Here is a 15,338-nt window from a genome sequence, read left to right as displayed (position 1 = left end):
ATGCTCCTCACGCCGTCAGCGGCGCAGCTTGGGCGGGCGCCGGCGCGCCAGCCTGGCTCGCCGCGCGGCTGGCGTTGCGGATCTGCAGGAAGTAGACGTCTTCGAGGTCCGGCTCGACGCTGGTGAAACCGTCATCCGGCTGCGACTCGGCATACACATTGATCTGCGGCCGGCCCGCCACCAGGCGGGTCGAGAGCACGTTGAAGCGCTGTTGGTAGTCGGGCAGCGCTTCCTGGCTGACGGTGCGCCGCCACACGCGGTTTTTCAGGGTATCGATCGCGGCCTGCGGCTCGCCCTGCAGCAGCACGGTGCCCTTGGCGATCATGGCCATGCGCGGGCACAGGTCGGTCACATCCTCGACGATGTGGGTCGACAGGATCACCACCACCTGCTCGCCGATCTTGGCCAGCAGGTTCAAGAAGCGGTTGCGCTCGTCGGGATCGAGGCCGGCGGTGGGCTCGTCGACGATCACCAGGCGCGGTGCGCCGAGCAGCGCCTGGGCGATGCCGAAGCGCTGGCGCATGCCGCCCGAATAGGTGCCCAGGCCGCGCTTCCTGGCTTCCCACAGATTGGTCTGGTGCAGCAGGGCTTCGACGATTTCCTTGCGCTCGCCCTTCGCGGTCAGGCCTTTCAGCACGGCGAAGTGGTTCAGCAGCTTCTCGGCGCTGACTTTCGGGTAGACCCCGAAATCCTGCGGCAGGTAGCCGAGCTGGCGGCGCAGGCCTTCCTTGTCGGCCAGGACATCGAGGCCGTCGAAATGGATGCTGCCGCTATCGGGATCCTGCAGGGTGGCGATGGTGCGCATCAGCGAAGACTTGCCGGCGCCGTTCGGCCCGAGCAGGCCGAACATGCCGTTCGGAATCTCGAGGCTGACATCGTTGATGGCCTTGACGCCATTGGCATAGGTCTTGTTGAGCTGCTTGATCGATAACATCGGCGGTCACTCCTGGGCGGTTGATGGTGGCATGTATTTCCTTGCAGATAATGTAGCGTTAATACAATGCAATGTCAGGTTTTTGTGACAGGCGGTCGAAATCCTGGAACAGACGACGATTTCGGGGAATATGCGCCCCCTGATGCGCGCCTGGCATAACGGATGAATGCTGCCTAGCTGTCGTTCTCGCCCGGATTGGGGAAATACAGCGCGAATGTCGTCCATCCGGCACGGCTACAGTCGGCAACAACCTGCCCTTCATGCAAGAGCATGATCGCGCGAACGATCGCCAGGCCGAGACCTGCGGAGGCGCCATCCATCGAGCGCGCCTCGTCGCCGCGGTAGTAGCGGTCGAATATCCGGTCGATTCGTTCGGGAGAGAGGCCCGCCCCCGTATTGCTGACCGCGACCATGGTGCTCGCATGGTGCGGCGTTGCCAGGATCCTGACCATGCCGCCCCCGGCGGTATGGGCGATCGCGTTGGAGATCAAGTTACCGACGGCGCGCTGGAACAGGATCGGCTCGGCGTGCAGCGCGACTGCCGCGCCGGCCGGCTCCAGGACCAGCGCCACCCCAGCCTCCTCGGCCAGCCCCTCGAAATAGTCGCGTATCCTCGACAGCTCGGCGCCGGCATCCAGCTTGCCGCGATCCAGCTTGAGCTGGGCATTCTCGGCGCGTGCCAGGAACAGCGTGTTCTCGATCATGCGCGCGAGACGCTCGTACTCTTCCAGGTTCGAGGCCATCAGGGCCTGGTATTCCTCGACCGATCGCGATCGTGACAGGGCGACCTGCGTTTCGATCATCAGCGTATTGAGCGGTGTCCGCATATCGTGCGCGAGATCCGCGCCGAAAACCGCAAGCCGTTGCACGCCTTCCTCGATCCGGTCGAGCATCGCATTGAACGCGACGCCAAGGCCCTGCAACTCGACCGGCGCGGCATCCACCGGCAGGCGGTTGTTCAGGCGATGCGCGTTGATCTCATTGGTTTGCGCGGTGACTTGCCGGATGGGTCGCAATCCGTGGCGCACGATCGCGAACGCAAGCAGCGTCATGATCGCCGCCCCCGCCACGAGCGCGCCGACCAGGTCGGCCGCGTAGCGCCTGAGCACCAGCAAGCGTTCGGAGCGCTCGCGCGCCAGCCACACGCGCAGCGGCGCGCCGTCCGCGGTCGCTGCCATGACCGCCACGCCGCGTGCGCGTCCCGAACCGGACGGCAGTTCCCGGATGTCGGTCGCGCGCGGATCGAGCGCGAGCGGTACCGGCGACAACGCACCGCGTGGGCGCGGCGCTACCCCGTTCTGCACCAGCAGACTGCCCGGGCCATCCTCGATCCGCAGGGACACGCCTTCACCATACACCGTGCTCAGCACCCGCCCCGGGGCGGCCCGCAACGTGGCGGCCGACTCCTCTCCGGCCAGCAGATGCCGCAGCACGGTCGCCTTGTTCAACAAATCCATGTCGTCGCGCTGGAGCATCTGGGTTGCCAAGGTGCGGTACAGGTAGGCGCCTATCACGACGAGGATCACGACCGCGATCGCTGAAAACAGCAGCGCCAGGCGTAGTGCTATCGACCACCGTTGCCGCCTCACCCACGCAACTCCATGACGTAACCCATGCCGCGTACTGTGTGCACCAGCTTGTCCGGCCACATATCGTCGATCTTGGCACGCAAGCGGCGGATCGCGACATCGACGACATTGGTGTCGGAATCGAAATTCATGTCCCACACCTGGGATGCGATCAGCGAACGCGACATGACCTCGCCCTGTCGCCTGGCCAGCAGGTGCAGCAAGGAGAATTCCTTGGGCGTGAGATCGATGCGCTGGCCGGCGCGCATGACACGGTGGCGCACCACGTCGATCTCAAGGTCGGCCAGCCGGATGAACGTCGCCTCGCGCACGGGTCCGCGCCGCAGCAAGGTGCGTATCCGCGCCAGCAGCTCGGTAAAGTCGAACGGCTTGACGAGATAGTCGTCGGCGCCCAGCTCCAGCCCACGGACACGATCGGGAACGTCGTCGCGGGCCGTCAGGAACAGGACCGGGATATCCTTTCGCTCGCGCAGGCGGCGCAGCACGGTCCAACCATCCATGCGTGGGAGCATGATGTCAAGGACGACCAGTGCGTAATCCAGTTCGAGCGCCAGGCCGAGTCCATCCACGCCGTTGCGCGCCACGTCCACCGTGAACCCCGATTCCTGCAGCCCCTTGTGGAGATAGTCCCCGGTCTTCGGCTCGTCTTCGACGATCAATATGCGCATAGGTGTCGCTCTCCTTGCCGACATTGTGCGCGCTTCCGGCAAGCTCGTGGATTACTTAATTGTAATGATGGCGTCATCCCGGCGTCAGGGCCAGGCCACTATGCTGTTTTCCATCGCAGCCGCAGCGCTGCCAATCACGAAAAGGAGTCATCATGAAAGCCATCGCCCTGCTGGTCACCGTCGGTTTCGCCGCCCAGGTCCATGCCGCCGAGCCACCGGCGTCGGATTACGGCAGCCGCGCCGACGCAAATACGCCTGGCCGCGTGGTCAAGCTCGACGCCGGCACCCGGAACGTCAATGTGCATGACGGCGAGACCGTCCATTTCATCCTGGACGATCGTCGCATCGACTGGAACTTCAACACCCGCACCCGGGAAGCGGTGCTCGATCTGAAGACCCTTGCGCCCGAAGGCATGGACGTCGGCAATGTGCGCATCTGGGTCCTGGCCAACCCGATCTACCAGGGCTGACGGGATGCGCGCCCTCGCCCTCCTGCTCGCGGCCGCCTGTACGAGCGCTGCAGCGCAAGCGCCACACCATGGCCACGGCGTATCGACGACCGGCAACGTGCCGGTCTTCGAAGCCATCAGCACCCGGTCTTTCGACCGGCTGATGGCCGATGCGATGGCCGTCATGGACGATGGCATGCGTCGCGCGCCGATGAATGGCCAGGCGGAACACGACTTCATCACGATGATGATTCCCCATCACCAGGGCGCGGTCGATATGGCCAAGGCAGTGCTCCTGCATACCCGAGACCCGGCCGTGCGCAATCTTGCGCTCGGCATCATCGCCGAGCAGCAGAACGAGATCAACCTGATGCGCGCCTGGCTACTGCACTACGGAAACAGTAAAGGACAACCATGATGCGATGCCAATACCTTGCCGCAGCCGCGATCGCCATGACAGCGGCATCGGCCTCCAACGCCGCGCCCGCCGCAATGGATCGCGTGTATACGGCGGACCAGAATACCAACACGGTATCCGTGTTCGACCCGTCGAGTAACCGCCTCCTCGGCCAGATACGCCTCGGCAATCGTCGACCGGACGTTCTCTCGCCGTTGTACAAGGGCGAAATCAATGTGCATGGAATGGGTTTCACGCCGGATTACAAGACGCTGCTGGTCGTCTCCAACGGCTCCAATTCCGCCATCTTCATCGATACCGCGACCAACAAGGTCAAGGGCAAGACCTATCTCGGCCGCTCGCCCCATGAAGGTTTCTTCACCGCCGACGGCAAGGAGGCCTGGGTGGTCGTACGTGGCGAGGACTATATTTCGGTCATCGATCCGGCGATCTTCAGGGAAACCGCCCGCATCCAGACTGCGCCTGGTCCGGGCATGGTGCAGTTCCACCCGGACGGCAAGCTGGCCTTCGTCGTCTCGAGCTTTACGCCGCAAGTCGACGTGATCGACGTCAAATCGCGCAAGGTCGTGAAACGCATTCCGGTAGTCAGTCCGTTTTCGCCATTCCTGCAGTTCACCCCCGATCACCGCGAAGTGTGGATGACGCACAAGGACGTCGGCAAGGTCACCCGCATCGATACCCGTACGCTCGAGGTGATCGGCACGATCGACACCGGCTTCATTACCAACCATCTTGCCTTCGCTAAAGTCGGCAGCGATGTACGGGCATATGTCACGGTCGGCGGGGAGAATGCCGTCAAGGTGTTCAGCACCGGGAGCGAGCCGAGGCTGCTCGCAACGATCCCGACCGGCGCCTTGCCGCATGGCATCTGGACCTCTACCGACTCCAGCCGCCTGTACGTGGGACTGGAAAACGGCGATGGTGTCGACGTCATCGACACGGCGAGCAACAAGGTGATCGCCAGCATGGGCGGCGGCCAGGCCCCCCAGGCCCTGGTCTACCTTCCCGGGGTCGGCGCGCCCGGCGCGGCCCCCAATCTAGCGCCGCGCCTCAATGAGGATCCGGTCAATGTGTCGCTGCGCGCCGTGCAGGGCAGCGGCCGCGGCTTTGCCGTGGTCCGCAATCTCGGGGTCATCGACTCGCTGGAAGTCTCGCTGTTCAAGCTCAAGCCCATGACCACTTACAGCGTCTATCTTGCCGGGATGGACAAGCCTGCTGCCAACTTCGTGACCGATGCGAATGGAGCGGCGAGCGGTACGGTCATCGGTCCCGTCAAGGCGTACGCGGTAGCGGGCAGTTCGGACGCGCCGGCGAGCCAGCGGATCCTCGTCATGGAAGGCGCCGCCGCCCCTTCCCTCGCGGCCGCCGTGCTGGCCGACGTCCGCTAGCGGGGGCGGCGCCGCATCGCTTGAGTCGCACACCTGTTTGCTCTCAACAGGTCGCATGCCGGCTACGTTACGATGAAACGTCTCCGCGCATGCGAAAAGGAAAGCAATGAGCCTGGCCGTCCTGAGAAGCCGCGCCCTGGCCGGCATGGAAGCGCCCGCCGTCAGTGTCGAAGTCCACCTGGCCAACGGTTTACCCGGTATCGCGATCGTCGGCTTGCCCGATACCGAAGTGCGCGAAGCGAAAGACCGGGTGCGCGCGGCGCTGCAGAATTCGGGCTTCGATATCCCCGCGCGGCGCATCACGATCAACCTGGCGCCGGCCGACCTGCCGAAGGAGTCCGGCCGCTTCGACCTGCCGATCGCGCTGGGCATCCTGGCCGCGTCGCGCCAGATCCGCGACGATGCGCTGCACCGCTACGAATTCGCGGGCGAGCTGTCGCTGTCGGGAGAACTGCGTCCGGTGCGCGGCGCGCTGGCGATGGCGTTCGCGATGGCGCGCGACGGCGATGACGACATGCGCGCCTTCGTCCTGCCGCTGGCCAATGCCGACGAAGCCGCGCTGGTCGAGGCGGCCGCCATCCTCCCGGCGCGCACGCTGCTCGAAGTCTGCGCGCACTTCGCCAACGCGCCCGATGCGCCGAAGCTGGCGCGCCATCATGGGCCTGGCCTGTTACATGCGCCACTGTATCCCGACTTCGCCGAGGTCAAGGGCCAGCAGCATGCCAAGCGCGCGCTGGAGGTTGCGGCAGCCGGCGCCCATTCCACCTTGCTGATTGGCCCGCCGGGCGCCGGCAAGAGCATGCTGGCGGCGCGCCTGCCGGGCCTGTTGCCGCCGATGAGCGAGGCCGAGGCGCTCGAATCGGCGGCCGTGCAATCGCTGGCCGGGGGCTTTTCGCCCGAACGCTGGCGCCAGCGGCCGTTTCGCAGCCCGCATCACACGACGTCCGGCGTGGCCCTGGTGGGCGGCGGCAACCTGCCGCGGCCGGGCGAGGTGTCGCTGGCCCACCATGGGGTGCTGTTTCTCGACGAGCTGCCCGAGTTCGACCGGCGGGTGCTGGAGGTGCTGCGCGAGCCACTGGAATCGGGGCAGATCACGATCTCGCGCGCGGCCCACCAGGCTGACTTTCCTGCCCGCTTCCAGCTGATCGCGGCGATGAATCCCTGCCCCTGCGGCTGGCTGGGCCACGCCAGCGGCAAGTGCCGCTGCACGCCCGACGCCGTGCTGCGCTACCAGGGACGCATCTCCGGCCCCCTGCTCGACCGCATCGACATCCAGCTGCCGGTGGCGGCCATGCCGCCCGAGAGCATGGGGGCGCAGGCCGAGGGCGAACCGAGCGCCATCATCGCGCAAAGGGTGGCGCAGGCCCATGCGCGCCAGGTCGAGCGCCAGGGGCGGCCCAACAGCCAGCTGGGGCCGCGCGAGATCGACCGCCATTGCGCGCCCGACGAAGCCGGGCGCCGGCTGCTGCACGATGCGGCGCGCCACCTGCACTGGTCGGCGCGGGCCTACCACCGCGTGCTCAAGGTGGCGCGCACGATCGCCGACCTGGCGGACCTGCAGCACGTGAGCTCGAAGCACGTGGCCGAGGCGATCGGGTATCGGCGCGCGCTGCGCGACGACTAGAATTAAACCCATCATAGATAGACTTTTATAGAACATAATACATTATCTATAACTATATCAGTGTTCACTACCAGTCATAGATAGAGCTTTATGTATTACAATGCACTATCTATGGAGGTAATATGCCCCGCAAACTTTCGGACTCAAGCGGTTTACCGACGCTCGTTCAAGAGCGGCTGGTCATCTGGGGACGCAGCATCCGCACTCAACGCCTGACTCAACGCATCACGATTGTGGACTTGTGCGCGAGGATGGGCATTTCAGAAGCAACGCTGCGACGGCTGGAGCAGGGTGATCCTGGGGCAGCAGTCGGTACGTATCTTGCTGCGTTGCTCATCCTGGGAATCATGGATGACGCAGCGCCACCGCTGGACTCGAAACTATGGGAAGGCAGTGCAAACCGAAGGGTCCGCCACAGCAGGCAGGAGCGAGGGATAACGGATGCAGAGTACTTCTAAGCCACTCTACGTTTATCTTCAACGTCCCGATAACGGGGAGTGGGTCACCGTTGGCCGTTATCAGGCCGGTCCCGCCGCCGGGAAAGGCTACTTCAGGTACGCGCCGAGTTACATCGACGCAGCGAAGGCCGATGGCGTCTGCCCCCGGCCTTCGACGTCGTCCCTAATCCTGTCGAGCCCCCAACAACGCTGAGCATGCAGGTTTCCACAGGCCGTTTCGACATATCGCGCGAAGCACTTTTCGCGGATGCACATCGATTCGGTTTTGGAAGCACCGAAGAAGCCTCTGGCTATCTCGCTTCCTTGCTGCCCCGCGTCGAGTATGCCTATGCCCAGGTCGCGCACTGGCTGGACCCGCATTCGGAACAGATGCTACGCCTGCGACTCCAGCACAACCTCACGCGATTGCGAACTTCCTGACAAAGTCCGCCGCAATGACCAGGCCTATGCCGCCTGCTCGCGGGCTGCGCGCTTGATCGCCTGCGGCGGCTGCCCGAAAGCGCGCAGGAAGGCGCGCCGCATGCGCTCGGGATCGGCGAAGCCGGTCTCGCGGGCGACCACGTCGATCGAGTGGTTGCTGGTCTCGATCATGGCGCGCGCCGCCTCGACCCGCAGCACCTCGATCGCGCGCGCCGGCGACTGGCCGGTCTCGAGCCTGAAGCTGCGGCTGAACTGGCGCGTGCTGAGGTTGGCCGCCCCGGCCAGTTCGTCGACCGACAGCGGCCGCCGCAAATGGCTCTTGGCGTAGGTGAGCGCCTGCTGGATGCGGTCGGATTTCGGCTCCAGCTCGAGCAGGGCCGAGAACTGCGACTGGCCGCCGCTGCGGCGGTGGTAGACCACCATCTGGCGCGCGATGTGCTTCGAGGCGTCCTTGCCCAGGTCGGCCTCGACCATCGCCAGGCACAGGTCGATGCAGGCGGTCATGCCAGCCGAGGTCCATACGCGGCCGTCGTTGATGTAGATGCTGTCTTCTTCGATGCGCGACTTCGGACAGGCACGTTGCAGGTCGCGCGCCAGCGCCCAGTGAGTGGTGGCGCGGCGGCCGTCGAGCAGGCCGGCCTCGCCCAGGATGAAGGCGCCGGTGCAGATGCTGGCGGTGCGGCGCGAGGCCTCGCTGGCTTCGCGCAGGAAGGCCAGGAAGGGCGCGCTCGATTTCACGCTCAGCGGGGTCATGATGCCGGCCACGATCAGGGTGTCGTAGTCGCGCCGGTCGAAGGCTTCGGTGAACACGCCGATGCCGGACGAGCTGGCGAGCACGCCGCCCTGCTCCGACAGCATGGTCATGTCATAGAACGGCCCGCCGTCGAGGCCGTTGGCGATCTCGAATACGGTGGTGGCCATCAGGTCGAGCGCCTGGAAGCCGGGCGGGAACAGGAATCCGATTCTGCGTTTCATGATGGTCCTAGGATGCGCAACAGGGAAAATAATACGCCAAGACGCGCCGGCTGGCCGAAGTCCCCATCTTTCGAAGGAGGCCGGCCCGTCCGGCGCATCGATTCCCTGCGGCCAAGCTCAGGCGCTGCGCAGCTGTTCGGGATCGATCGGCAGCGTGCGCAGGCGCTTGCCGGTAGCCGCGAACACGGCGTTGGCCAGCGACGGAAACAGCGCCGAGGTGCCCGGCTCGCCGATGCCGCCCGGCGCTTCGCTGCTGGTCACGATATGGGTCTCGATCGCCGGCGCCTCGTTGATCCGCAAGACCCGCACGTCGTGGAAGTTCGATTGCTGGACGCGGCCTCCTTCCACGGTCGTCTTGCCCCATAGCGCGGCCGAGATGCCGAAGTTGATGCCGCTCTCGAGCTGGGCGCGGATGGTGTCGGGGTTGATCGCGACGCCGGTATCGACTGCCACGACCACGCGCCTGATCGCCACCTCGCCATCCTGGCCGACGGCGACGTCAGTCACCAGCGCCATATAGGTGCCGAACACGTGCTGCAACGAGACGCCGCGTCCCTGTCCCTTCGGTAGCGGCTTGCCCCAGCCGGCCTTGTCGGCCGCCAGGCGCAGCACCGCCAGCGCGCGCGGATTGTCCTTCAATAGTGCGCTGCGGTAGGCGACAGGATCCTTGCCGGCCGCCGCCGCCAGCTCGTCGATGAAGCTCTCGACCACGAAAATATTGTGGGCCGGGCCGACGCCGCGCCAGAAACCGGTCGGCACCGGCGGCTCGTGGTTCACGTATTCCACCAGCATGCTGGGGAAGGCGTAGGGCGGGTGCATGGCGCCCTCGACCACCTCTTCGTCGAAGCCGTTGACGTAGCCGGCCGGGAAGAAGCGCTTGACCGTCGACGGACCCGTGATGCGGTGGGTCCAGGCCTGCGGCATGCCTTCGGCGTCGACGCGCGCCGCGATCTTGTCGTAAAAGCCGCCGCGGTAGATGTCGTGCCGGGTATCTTCCTCGCGGCTCCAGGTTACCTTGACCGGCCCTTTCACGTGGCGCGCGATCTGCACCGCGCGCGTGACCATGTCGGTCTCCAGCCGGCGGCCAAAGCCGCCGCCCAGGTAGTGGTTGTGGACCGTTACCTGCTCCGGCGCAACACCCGCGGCCTTGGCCTCCGCGGCGCGGGAGAGGGTCATCACCTGGGTGCCGAGCCACAGCTCGCAACTGCCGTCCTTCACGTGCACGGTGCAGTTGAGCGGTTCCATGGCGGCGTGGATCAGGTAAGGCTGCTCGTAGACGGCGGAAATCTGCTTGCCGCCGGCCTGGCCCGGCTCGCCCTCTTGCCGCACCCTGGCCGCCGCGCCGTCGGACGCTTTCGCCAGCGCGCTTGCCAGGGTCGCGCTGCTGACCCCGGCGTTGGGGCCGTCGTCCCATACGATCTCCAGCGCGGCCAGGCCCTTGCGGGCGGCACCGGTATGGTCGGCGATCACGGCCACGCAATCGTCGAGCTTGACCACCTGGCGCACGCCCTTCACGGCCAGCGCCTTGCGTTCGTCGACGCTTTTGAGGCTGCCGCCGAAGGCAGGCGACTGGGCCAGCGCCGCGAACTTCATGCCGGGGACGATGGCGTCGATGCCGTATTTGGCGCTGCCGTTGACCTTCGACGGCGTATCGAGGCGCTTGCCCGGTTGACCGACCAGGATGAAGTCGCGCGGCTGCTTGAGGCTGACCTCGGGCGGCGCCGGCAAGGCCGCTGCCCGCGCCGCCAGCGCGCCATACTTCAAGCGCCGCCCGCTGGGGAGATGCACGACTTCGCCCTTGCGCGCCCGGCACTCGAGCGGACTGGCCTTCCACTCCTGGGCCGCGGCCTGGACCAGCATCGTGCGCGCGGTGGCGCCGGCCTGGCGCAGCGGCAGCCAGGCGGCGCGCATCGAGGACGAGCCGCCCGTGATCTGCAAGCCGAGCATGGGATTGCCGTACAGCTTGTCGTCGGCGCCGGCGTGCCTGACCCGTACCTGGTCCAGGCCGACCTCGAGCTCTTCGGCCACCAGCATCGGTATCGAGGTGTAGGTCCCCTGGCCCATCTCGATATAGGGCATGGTGATGGTCACGATGCCGTCGGGGCCCAGCAGCACGAAGGCGTTCGGCTCGAAGGGCTGGGCAGCGGCTGCCGCCGCGGCGGGACCGCTGGCGATGGACACGCCCAGCAGCAGGCCGCCACCGGCGGCGGCGGCGGCCACCAAAAAGGCGCGGCGCGGCAGGTTCGGCAGATCGTCATGCATGGCGGCCTCCGGCGAGGGTGAGGGCGGCGGCCTTGATGCCGGCGCGGATGCGCGGGTAGGTGCCGCAGCGGCAGATATTGCCGCTCATGGCCGTGTCGATGTCTTCGTCGGTGGGCTTGCCGTTGGACTTGAGCAGGGCCGCCGCCGACATCAGTTGGCCCGATTGTCATGCCCAGCACGTCGCGCAGCACCCAGAGCACCGGCGTGTCGCCCTCGACATCCACCTCATGGTTCTTTCCGTTGACCTTCATGCCATCCCCCTGGACTGGTTTGTTTGGGCGAATGGTCGCAGAACTCGTCCCCCACGGCCGGACGTAGATCCCTCGATTCCAGCCTTCCGCTTTCGGTCGACCATGCCGCCATGCCAAAAGAAAACCGTCGCCGCAACGCCCCAAAAAACGGCAAAGGAGATAGCCGCTGCTGCTACTATCGCGCTATGCGATCCTCGAACCTGCCTAGATCCCGCCTGCGCTTCATCGTCCCTGCCCTGCTGGCGGCAAGCCTGCTGGCCGGCTGCAATCCCGCCTATAACTGGCGCGACCACACGAACCAGGAGGGCCGCTACAAGGTGCTGTTCCCGGCCAAGCCGGCCACCTTCACCCGCCCGGTGGACGTCGACGGCCTGCGGGTGGAGATGACCATGACCGCGGCCGAAGTCGATGGGGCCAGCTTCGCCGTCGGCGCCGCCACGGCGCCGGACGCTGTCCTCGCCCGGGCTGCGCTGCCGGCGATGCGCCTGGCCCTGTTGCGTAATATTGGCGCCGCCGAGGACGCGGCGCCGTCGGGGCAAGACAGCCTGGGCGTGGATGCGACCGGCACCGCCAACGGCAGGCCGATGCGCCTGCATGGCCGCTTCGAGGCGCGCGGCGAGCGCTTCTACCAGGTCATCGTGCTCGGCCCCGCCAATGCTGTCCCGGCCGCGCAGGTCGAGCAGTTCCTGACCTCGTTCACGGCGCAATGAAGACCGCCACGGAGTCGTCCGCTCCCGCGCTGCGCCTGGCTGGCCTGCGCAAGGATTTCGGCCGCCCCGCCGTCGATGGCCTCGACCTGGTCGTGCGGCGCGGCGAGTTCTACGCCCTGCTCGGCCCCAACGGCGCCGGCAAGACCACCACGCTGCGCCTGGTCACGGGCCTGCTGGCGCCGGATGCCGGCAGCATCGAGGTGCTGGGCATCGACCTGGCCGGCGCTCCGGCGGCAGCCAAGGCGAAGATGGCCTACCTGCCGGACGAGCCGATGCTGTACGGGAAGCTCAAGCCCTTCGAATACCTGGAATTCGTGGCCGGCCTGTGGGGCGTGCGCGCCGAGGAGGCCGAGCCGCGTGCGCGCGAGCTGCTCGACTGGCTCGACCTGAGCAAGCATGCGCACGAGCTGACAGAGGGCTTCTCGCGCGGGATGAAGCAGAAGCTGGCCCTGGCCGGCGCCCTGGTCCACGACCCGGAGCTGCTGATCCTCGACGAACCCCTCACCGGCCTGGACGCGGCCGCGGCGCGCCAGGTGAAAGACCTGCTGCTGGCGCACGTGGCAAAAGGCGGCACCGTCATCCTGACCACCCACATCCTCGAAGTGGCGGAGCGCCTGGCCCAGCGCATCGGCATCATCCGCCAGGGGCGCCTGATCGCCGAAGGCACGCTCGATGAACTGCGTGCGCTCACCCAGGGCGGCAGCCTGGAAGACGTGTTCCTGCAACTGACCGCGACGCCATGAGCACGGCGCCGGGCAGCGTCGGCTGGCTGCTGCGGCATGAGCTGCGGCTGGCCTGGTTCAATGCGTCCGGCGGCAAGGACGGCACGGGCAGGCGCCGTCCCGGCAATGCGGCGCTCGCCCTGGTACTGCTCGGGTGGGCCGCACTGCACCTGCTGGGCTGGGTCACGGTCGGGAAGCTGGCAGGCGTGGCGGGCGACGACCCGCGCATCCTGCTCGCCATCAGCGCCGTGCTGGCGGGCGGCGCGACCTTCATGCTGTCGTCGGCGATCAAGTCAAGCGTGCTGGTGATGTTCGAACGGAGCGACCTCGATCTGTTGCTGTCCTCCCCCCTTCCCTCGCACAGCATTTTCACGGTACGCCTGGCCGGCGTGACTGCCGGTACGGCGGCCATCTACCTGTTCTTCCTGGCGCCGTTTGCCCATGCCGGCCTGCTGCAGGGGCAGTGGCGCTGGCTCGGCATCTATCCGGGCGTGATTTCGGTGGCAGTGCTGTGCAGCTGCGTGGCGATGCTGCTGACCCTGGGCCTGGTGCGGGTGCTGGGTGCGCGCCGCACGCGCGTGGTGGCGCAGGTGATCGGGGCGCTGGCCGGGGCGCTGCTTGTCATCGCATCGCAGCTGCAGTCGCTGTCATCGAGGCAGGCGCAGGGCCGGGTGCGTGGTGTGATCGAGGGCCTGCTGGGCCGGGACGGCCTGACGTTCCATCCACTGCTGCTTCCGGCGCGCGCCATGCTGGGCGAGCCGCTGCCCATGCTGCTGCTTGCTGCCGCCGCGGGTCTCGTCTTCGTGCTGACGGCGCGGCGTACCCACCGCTTCTTTGCGCGTGGGCTGCAACTGGCGGCATCGGCGTCGCGCGCTGTTCCTGCGCGTGGGGCGCCGCGGCGTCATCGCTTCGGCCGCAGCCTGTTCGACACCGTCGTCGTCAAGGAATGGCGCCTGATCGTGCGCGATCCGCATCTGCTGTCGCAGGTTCTGCTACAGCTGCTGTTCCTGCTGCCGCTGTTCTTCCTGATCTTCCAGCGCAGCGAAGTGCAGGTACAGGCGCTGGGCGCTGGGCTCGCGCTGTTATGCGGGTCGCTGACCGGTGCGCTGGCCTGGATCGCGCTGTCGGCCGAGGATGCGCCAGACCTGCTGCTGGTCTCGCCGGCATCGCTGCGCACGGTGCGGCGCGCCAAGCTGGCGGCGGCCGTCATGCCAGTGCTGGCGCTGGTGGCCGTTCCGCTGTCGTGGCTGACGGCCAGGATGCCTGCTGCCGGCTTGATCGTGTGCTTCGCCGTGTGCGGCGCCGTGTTGGGGGCGGGATTGATCGTGTTCTGGTGCGGTCGGCCGGGCGTTCGCAGCAACTTCAAGGGGCGCGGCAAAGGTGGGATCGTGATGAATATGCTCGAGCTGTTCAACAACCTGGCCTGGGGCGCGCTGGGCTGGTTCCTGGCCGGAGCCGCCGGTTCACCGCTCTCGGATACGGGAGCACTGGCCGTCACGGGAAGCGGCATGTTGGCCATCGTGGTTCTCGGGGCAGCCTGGCTGCTGAGGGTCAGGCGGGGCTGAGCCTTGTGCGAGCGCGCGCACTGTAAAGGCGCGTGAGTCGTGCTATCGTTGAATCACTAACAAAACCAAGAGATAACCATGTTGATTACCTTTAAATGCAGATCCTACCCAGAAGTCCTGATGTACCAGGAGCATGCCAAGCGCATTCTCGACCTGCTACACAAGGAACCTGAGCGCGGTGTCATCACCGCGGCAGAAGCGGAACAAATCATTCCGCTGATCGAGTCCGAGGTAGAAGAAAGCCGCAAGCACCAGGCCACGGACCAGGTGGCGCAAGACGTCCAGGCGCATCATCGCGATGAAGACGACCATGATCATGGACCGATCGAAGTGGTCAGCTTCTCGACGCGCATGTATCCGCTGCTGGAAATGCTGCGATCGGCGCGCGATAACAAGACCGATGTCTTGTGGGGTGTGTGAAACGCATCCACGTCGCGCGCAAATCACGATGTAGGGTCGATGGCTCGTAATCTGGTCCACTGGGCCAGATTACGCTACGCGTTCAGCCACACACGAGCCACTGGAGCGCATTCGGTCCTATTTTCTAGTCCGAAATGCAAAAAACCCCCACCTGCACTACACGCGATCTTGAGCGCATGTAGGCTGGTGGGGGTTTTTCTATATAACTAGCCTGACGATAACCTACTTTCACACTGGTTGCAGCACTATCATCGGCGCAAAGTCGTTTCACGGTCCTGTTCGGGATGGGAAGGGGTGGGACCGACTTGCTATGGTCATCAGGCATGACTTGTACGAGCGTTCGTTGGACGCGTCGGCAGCGAAGCTACCAACCCTACGTCGGGCGAAGCTCTGAATCTGGAAGAAGTAATGTTGGGTTGTAGCTTGTATTCAAGCAGTTGTACTCGTCAACCTCGGACTACCAAGGTTATAGGGACAAGCCTTAC

Annotated in this window: 13 protein-coding genes, 1 rRNA gene and 1 pseudogene; 8 read left to right on the top strand and 7 right to left on the bottom strand. The window is 65.9% G+C overall.

Annotation, left to right across the window (positions count from 1 at the left end; all coding sequences use genetic code 11):
* Positions 1 to 7: 7 nt before the first annotated feature.
* The 3 genes from E8M83_RS01085 to E8M83_RS01075 form a co-directional block, all read right to left on the bottom strand.
* Entirely contained in the window at positions 8 to 934 is a 927-nt protein-coding gene (locus E8M83_RS01085; RefSeq protein WP_137171550.1) for an ABC transporter ATP-binding protein, read from the bottom strand.
* A gap of 173 nt (positions 935 to 1,107) precedes the next feature.
* Positions 1,108 to 2,523: a heavy metal sensor histidine kinase gene (locus E8M83_RS01080; RefSeq protein ID WP_137171549.1), complete on the bottom strand. Its 1,416-nt coding sequence runs from the start codon at positions 2,521 to 2,523 to the stop codon at positions 1,108 to 1,110.
* Positions 2,520 to 3,191 carry a heavy metal response regulator transcription factor gene (locus tag E8M83_RS01075; RefSeq protein WP_137171548.1) on the bottom strand — a complete coding sequence of 224 codons (672 nt, stop codon included), beginning with the start codon at positions 3,189 to 3,191 and terminating at the stop codon, positions 2,520 to 2,522. The genes E8M83_RS01080 and E8M83_RS01075 overlap by 4 nt, the downstream gene beginning before the upstream one ends.
* 152 nt (positions 3,192 to 3,343) lie before the next feature.
* On the opposite strand from E8M83_RS01075, the gene E8M83_RS01070 reads away from it, so the two are divergent.
* The 4 genes from E8M83_RS01070 to E8M83_RS01055 all read left to right on the top strand — a co-directional run bounded on the left by E8M83_RS01070 (position 3,344) and on the right by E8M83_RS01055 (position 7,070).
* Positions 3,344 to 3,661, top strand: coding sequence for a CzcE family metal-binding protein (locus tag E8M83_RS01070; protein ID WP_137171547.1), 318 nt, complete (start codon positions 3,344 to 3,346; stop codon positions 3,659 to 3,661).
* A 4-nt stretch (positions 3,662 to 3,665) separates the two neighbouring features.
* Positions 3,666 to 4,058, top strand: coding sequence for a DUF305 domain-containing protein (locus E8M83_RS01065; RefSeq protein WP_170976647.1), 393 nt, complete (start codon positions 3,666 to 3,668; stop codon positions 4,056 to 4,058).
* The gene (locus tag E8M83_RS01060) at positions 4,055 to 5,446 is read left to right on the top strand and encodes a beta-propeller fold lactonase family protein (protein ID WP_373995025.1); all 1,392 of its coding nucleotides are present in this window, start codon (positions 4,055 to 4,057) and stop codon (positions 5,444 to 5,446) included. Before E8M83_RS01065 ends, E8M83_RS01060 begins: the two co-directional genes overlap by 4 nt.
* 106 nt (positions 5,447 to 5,552) lie before the next feature.
* Positions 5,553 to 7,070 carry a YifB family Mg chelatase-like AAA ATPase gene (locus tag E8M83_RS01055; protein WP_137171545.1) on the top strand — a complete coding sequence of 506 codons (1,518 nt, stop codon included), beginning with the start codon at positions 5,553 to 5,555 and terminating at the stop codon, positions 7,068 to 7,070.
* A 902-nt stretch (positions 7,071 to 7,972) separates the two neighbouring features.
* On the opposite strand, the gene E8M83_RS01045 is transcribed toward E8M83_RS01055, so the two are convergent.
* The 3 genes and pseudogenes from E8M83_RS01045 to E8M83_RS01035 form a co-directional block, all read right to left on the bottom strand.
* Positions 7,973 to 8,923, bottom strand: a complete 951-nt coding sequence (locus E8M83_RS01045; RefSeq protein WP_137171543.1) for a GlxA family transcriptional regulator — start codon at positions 8,921 to 8,923, stop codon at positions 7,973 to 7,975.
* 117 nt (positions 8,924 to 9,040) lie between these two features.
* The gene (locus tag E8M83_RS01040) at positions 9,041 to 11,185 is read right to left on the bottom strand and encodes a molybdopterin cofactor-binding domain-containing protein (protein WP_137171542.1); all 2,145 of its coding nucleotides are present in this window, start codon (positions 11,183 to 11,185) and stop codon (positions 9,041 to 9,043) included.
* Positions 11,178 to 11,351: pseudogene (locus E8M83_RS01035) on the bottom strand (2Fe-2S iron-sulfur cluster-binding protein); the annotation flags it as partial. The gene E8M83_RS01040 and the pseudogene E8M83_RS01035, both read right to left, overlap by 8 nt.
* A gap of 270 nt (positions 11,352 to 11,621) precedes the next feature.
* Here E8M83_RS01035 and E8M83_RS01030 point away from each other — a divergent pair.
* From E8M83_RS01030 to E8M83_RS01015, 4 genes are all read left to right on the top strand, one after another.
* Complete coding sequence (locus E8M83_RS01030) at positions 11,622 to 12,146, top strand: hypothetical protein (RefSeq protein ID WP_229491374.1); 525 nt, start codon at positions 11,622 to 11,624, stop codon at positions 12,144 to 12,146.
* The gene (locus E8M83_RS01025) at positions 12,143 to 12,889 is read left to right on the top strand and encodes an ABC transporter ATP-binding protein (protein ID WP_137171541.1); all 747 of its coding nucleotides are present in this window, start codon (positions 12,143 to 12,145) and stop codon (positions 12,887 to 12,889) included. The genes E8M83_RS01030 and E8M83_RS01025 overlap by 4 nt, the downstream gene beginning before the upstream one ends.
* The gene (locus tag E8M83_RS01020; RefSeq protein ID WP_137171540.1) at positions 12,886 to 14,433 is read left to right on the top strand and encodes a hypothetical protein; all 1,548 of its coding nucleotides are present in this window, start codon (positions 12,886 to 12,888) and stop codon (positions 14,431 to 14,433) included. The genes E8M83_RS01025 and E8M83_RS01020 overlap by 4 nt, the downstream gene beginning before the upstream one ends.
* Before the next feature lie 78 nt (positions 14,434 to 14,511).
* Complete coding sequence (locus tag E8M83_RS01015; RefSeq protein ID WP_137171539.1) at positions 14,512 to 14,853, top strand: DUF1840 domain-containing protein; 342 nt, start codon at positions 14,512 to 14,514, stop codon at positions 14,851 to 14,853.
* Positions 14,854 to 15,062: 209 nt separating this feature from the next.
* On the opposite strand, the gene rrf is transcribed toward E8M83_RS01015, so the two are convergent.
* Positions 15,063 to 15,175, bottom strand: a 5S ribosomal RNA gene (rrf, locus tag E8M83_RS01010).
* Between the last annotated feature and the right edge of the window lie 163 nt (positions 15,176 to 15,338).

The sequence above is a fragment of the Massilia sp. HP4 genome, assembly GCF_005222695.1.
Taxonomy (GTDB): Bacteria; Pseudomonadota; Gammaproteobacteria; order Burkholderiales; family Burkholderiaceae_D; genus Telluria.
The sequence above is the reverse complement of the archived record's forward strand: the minus strand, read 5'-3'. Positions and strand labels throughout refer to the sequence as shown.

Coding starts and splice junctions, on each gene's coding strand:
- E8M83_RS01085 (WP_137171550.1), bottom strand. CDS start 934: ATGTTATCGATCAAGCAGCTCAACAAGACCTATGCCAATGGCGTCAAG.
- E8M83_RS01075 (WP_137171548.1), bottom strand. CDS start 3,191: ATGCGCATATTGATCGTCGAAGACGAGCCGAAGACCGGGGACTATCTC.
- E8M83_RS01070 (WP_137171547.1), top strand. CDS start 3,344: ATGAAAGCCATCGCCCTGCTGGTCACCGTCGGTTTCGCCGCCCAGGTC.
- E8M83_RS01065 (WP_170976647.1), top strand. CDS start 3,666: ATGCGCGCCCTCGCCCTCCTGCTCGCGGCCGCCTGTACGAGCGCTGCA.
- E8M83_RS01060 (WP_373995025.1), top strand. CDS start 4,055: ATGATGCGATGCCAATACCTTGCCGCAGCCGCGATCGCCATGACAGCG.
- E8M83_RS01055 (WP_137171545.1), top strand. CDS start 5,553: ATGAGCCTGGCCGTCCTGAGAAGCCGCGCCCTGGCCGGCATGGAAGCG.
- E8M83_RS01045 (WP_137171543.1), bottom strand. CDS start 8,923: ATGAAACGCAGAATCGGATTCCTGTTCCCGCCCGGCTTCCAGGCGCTC.
- E8M83_RS01040 (WP_137171542.1), bottom strand. CDS start 11,185: ATGCATGACGATCTGCCGAACCTGCCGCGCCGCGCCTTTTTGGTGGCC.
- E8M83_RS01030 (WP_229491374.1), top strand. CDS start 11,622: ATGCGATCCTCGAACCTGCCTAGATCCCGCCTGCGCTTCATCGTCCCT.
- E8M83_RS01025 (WP_137171541.1), top strand. CDS start 12,143: ATGAAGACCGCCACGGAGTCGTCCGCTCCCGCGCTGCGCCTGGCTGGC.
- E8M83_RS01020 (WP_137171540.1), top strand. CDS start 12,886: ATGAGCACGGCGCCGGGCAGCGTCGGCTGGCTGCTGCGGCATGAGCTG.
- E8M83_RS01015 (WP_137171539.1), top strand. CDS start 14,512: ATGTTGATTACCTTTAAATGCAGATCCTACCCAGAAGTCCTGATGTAC.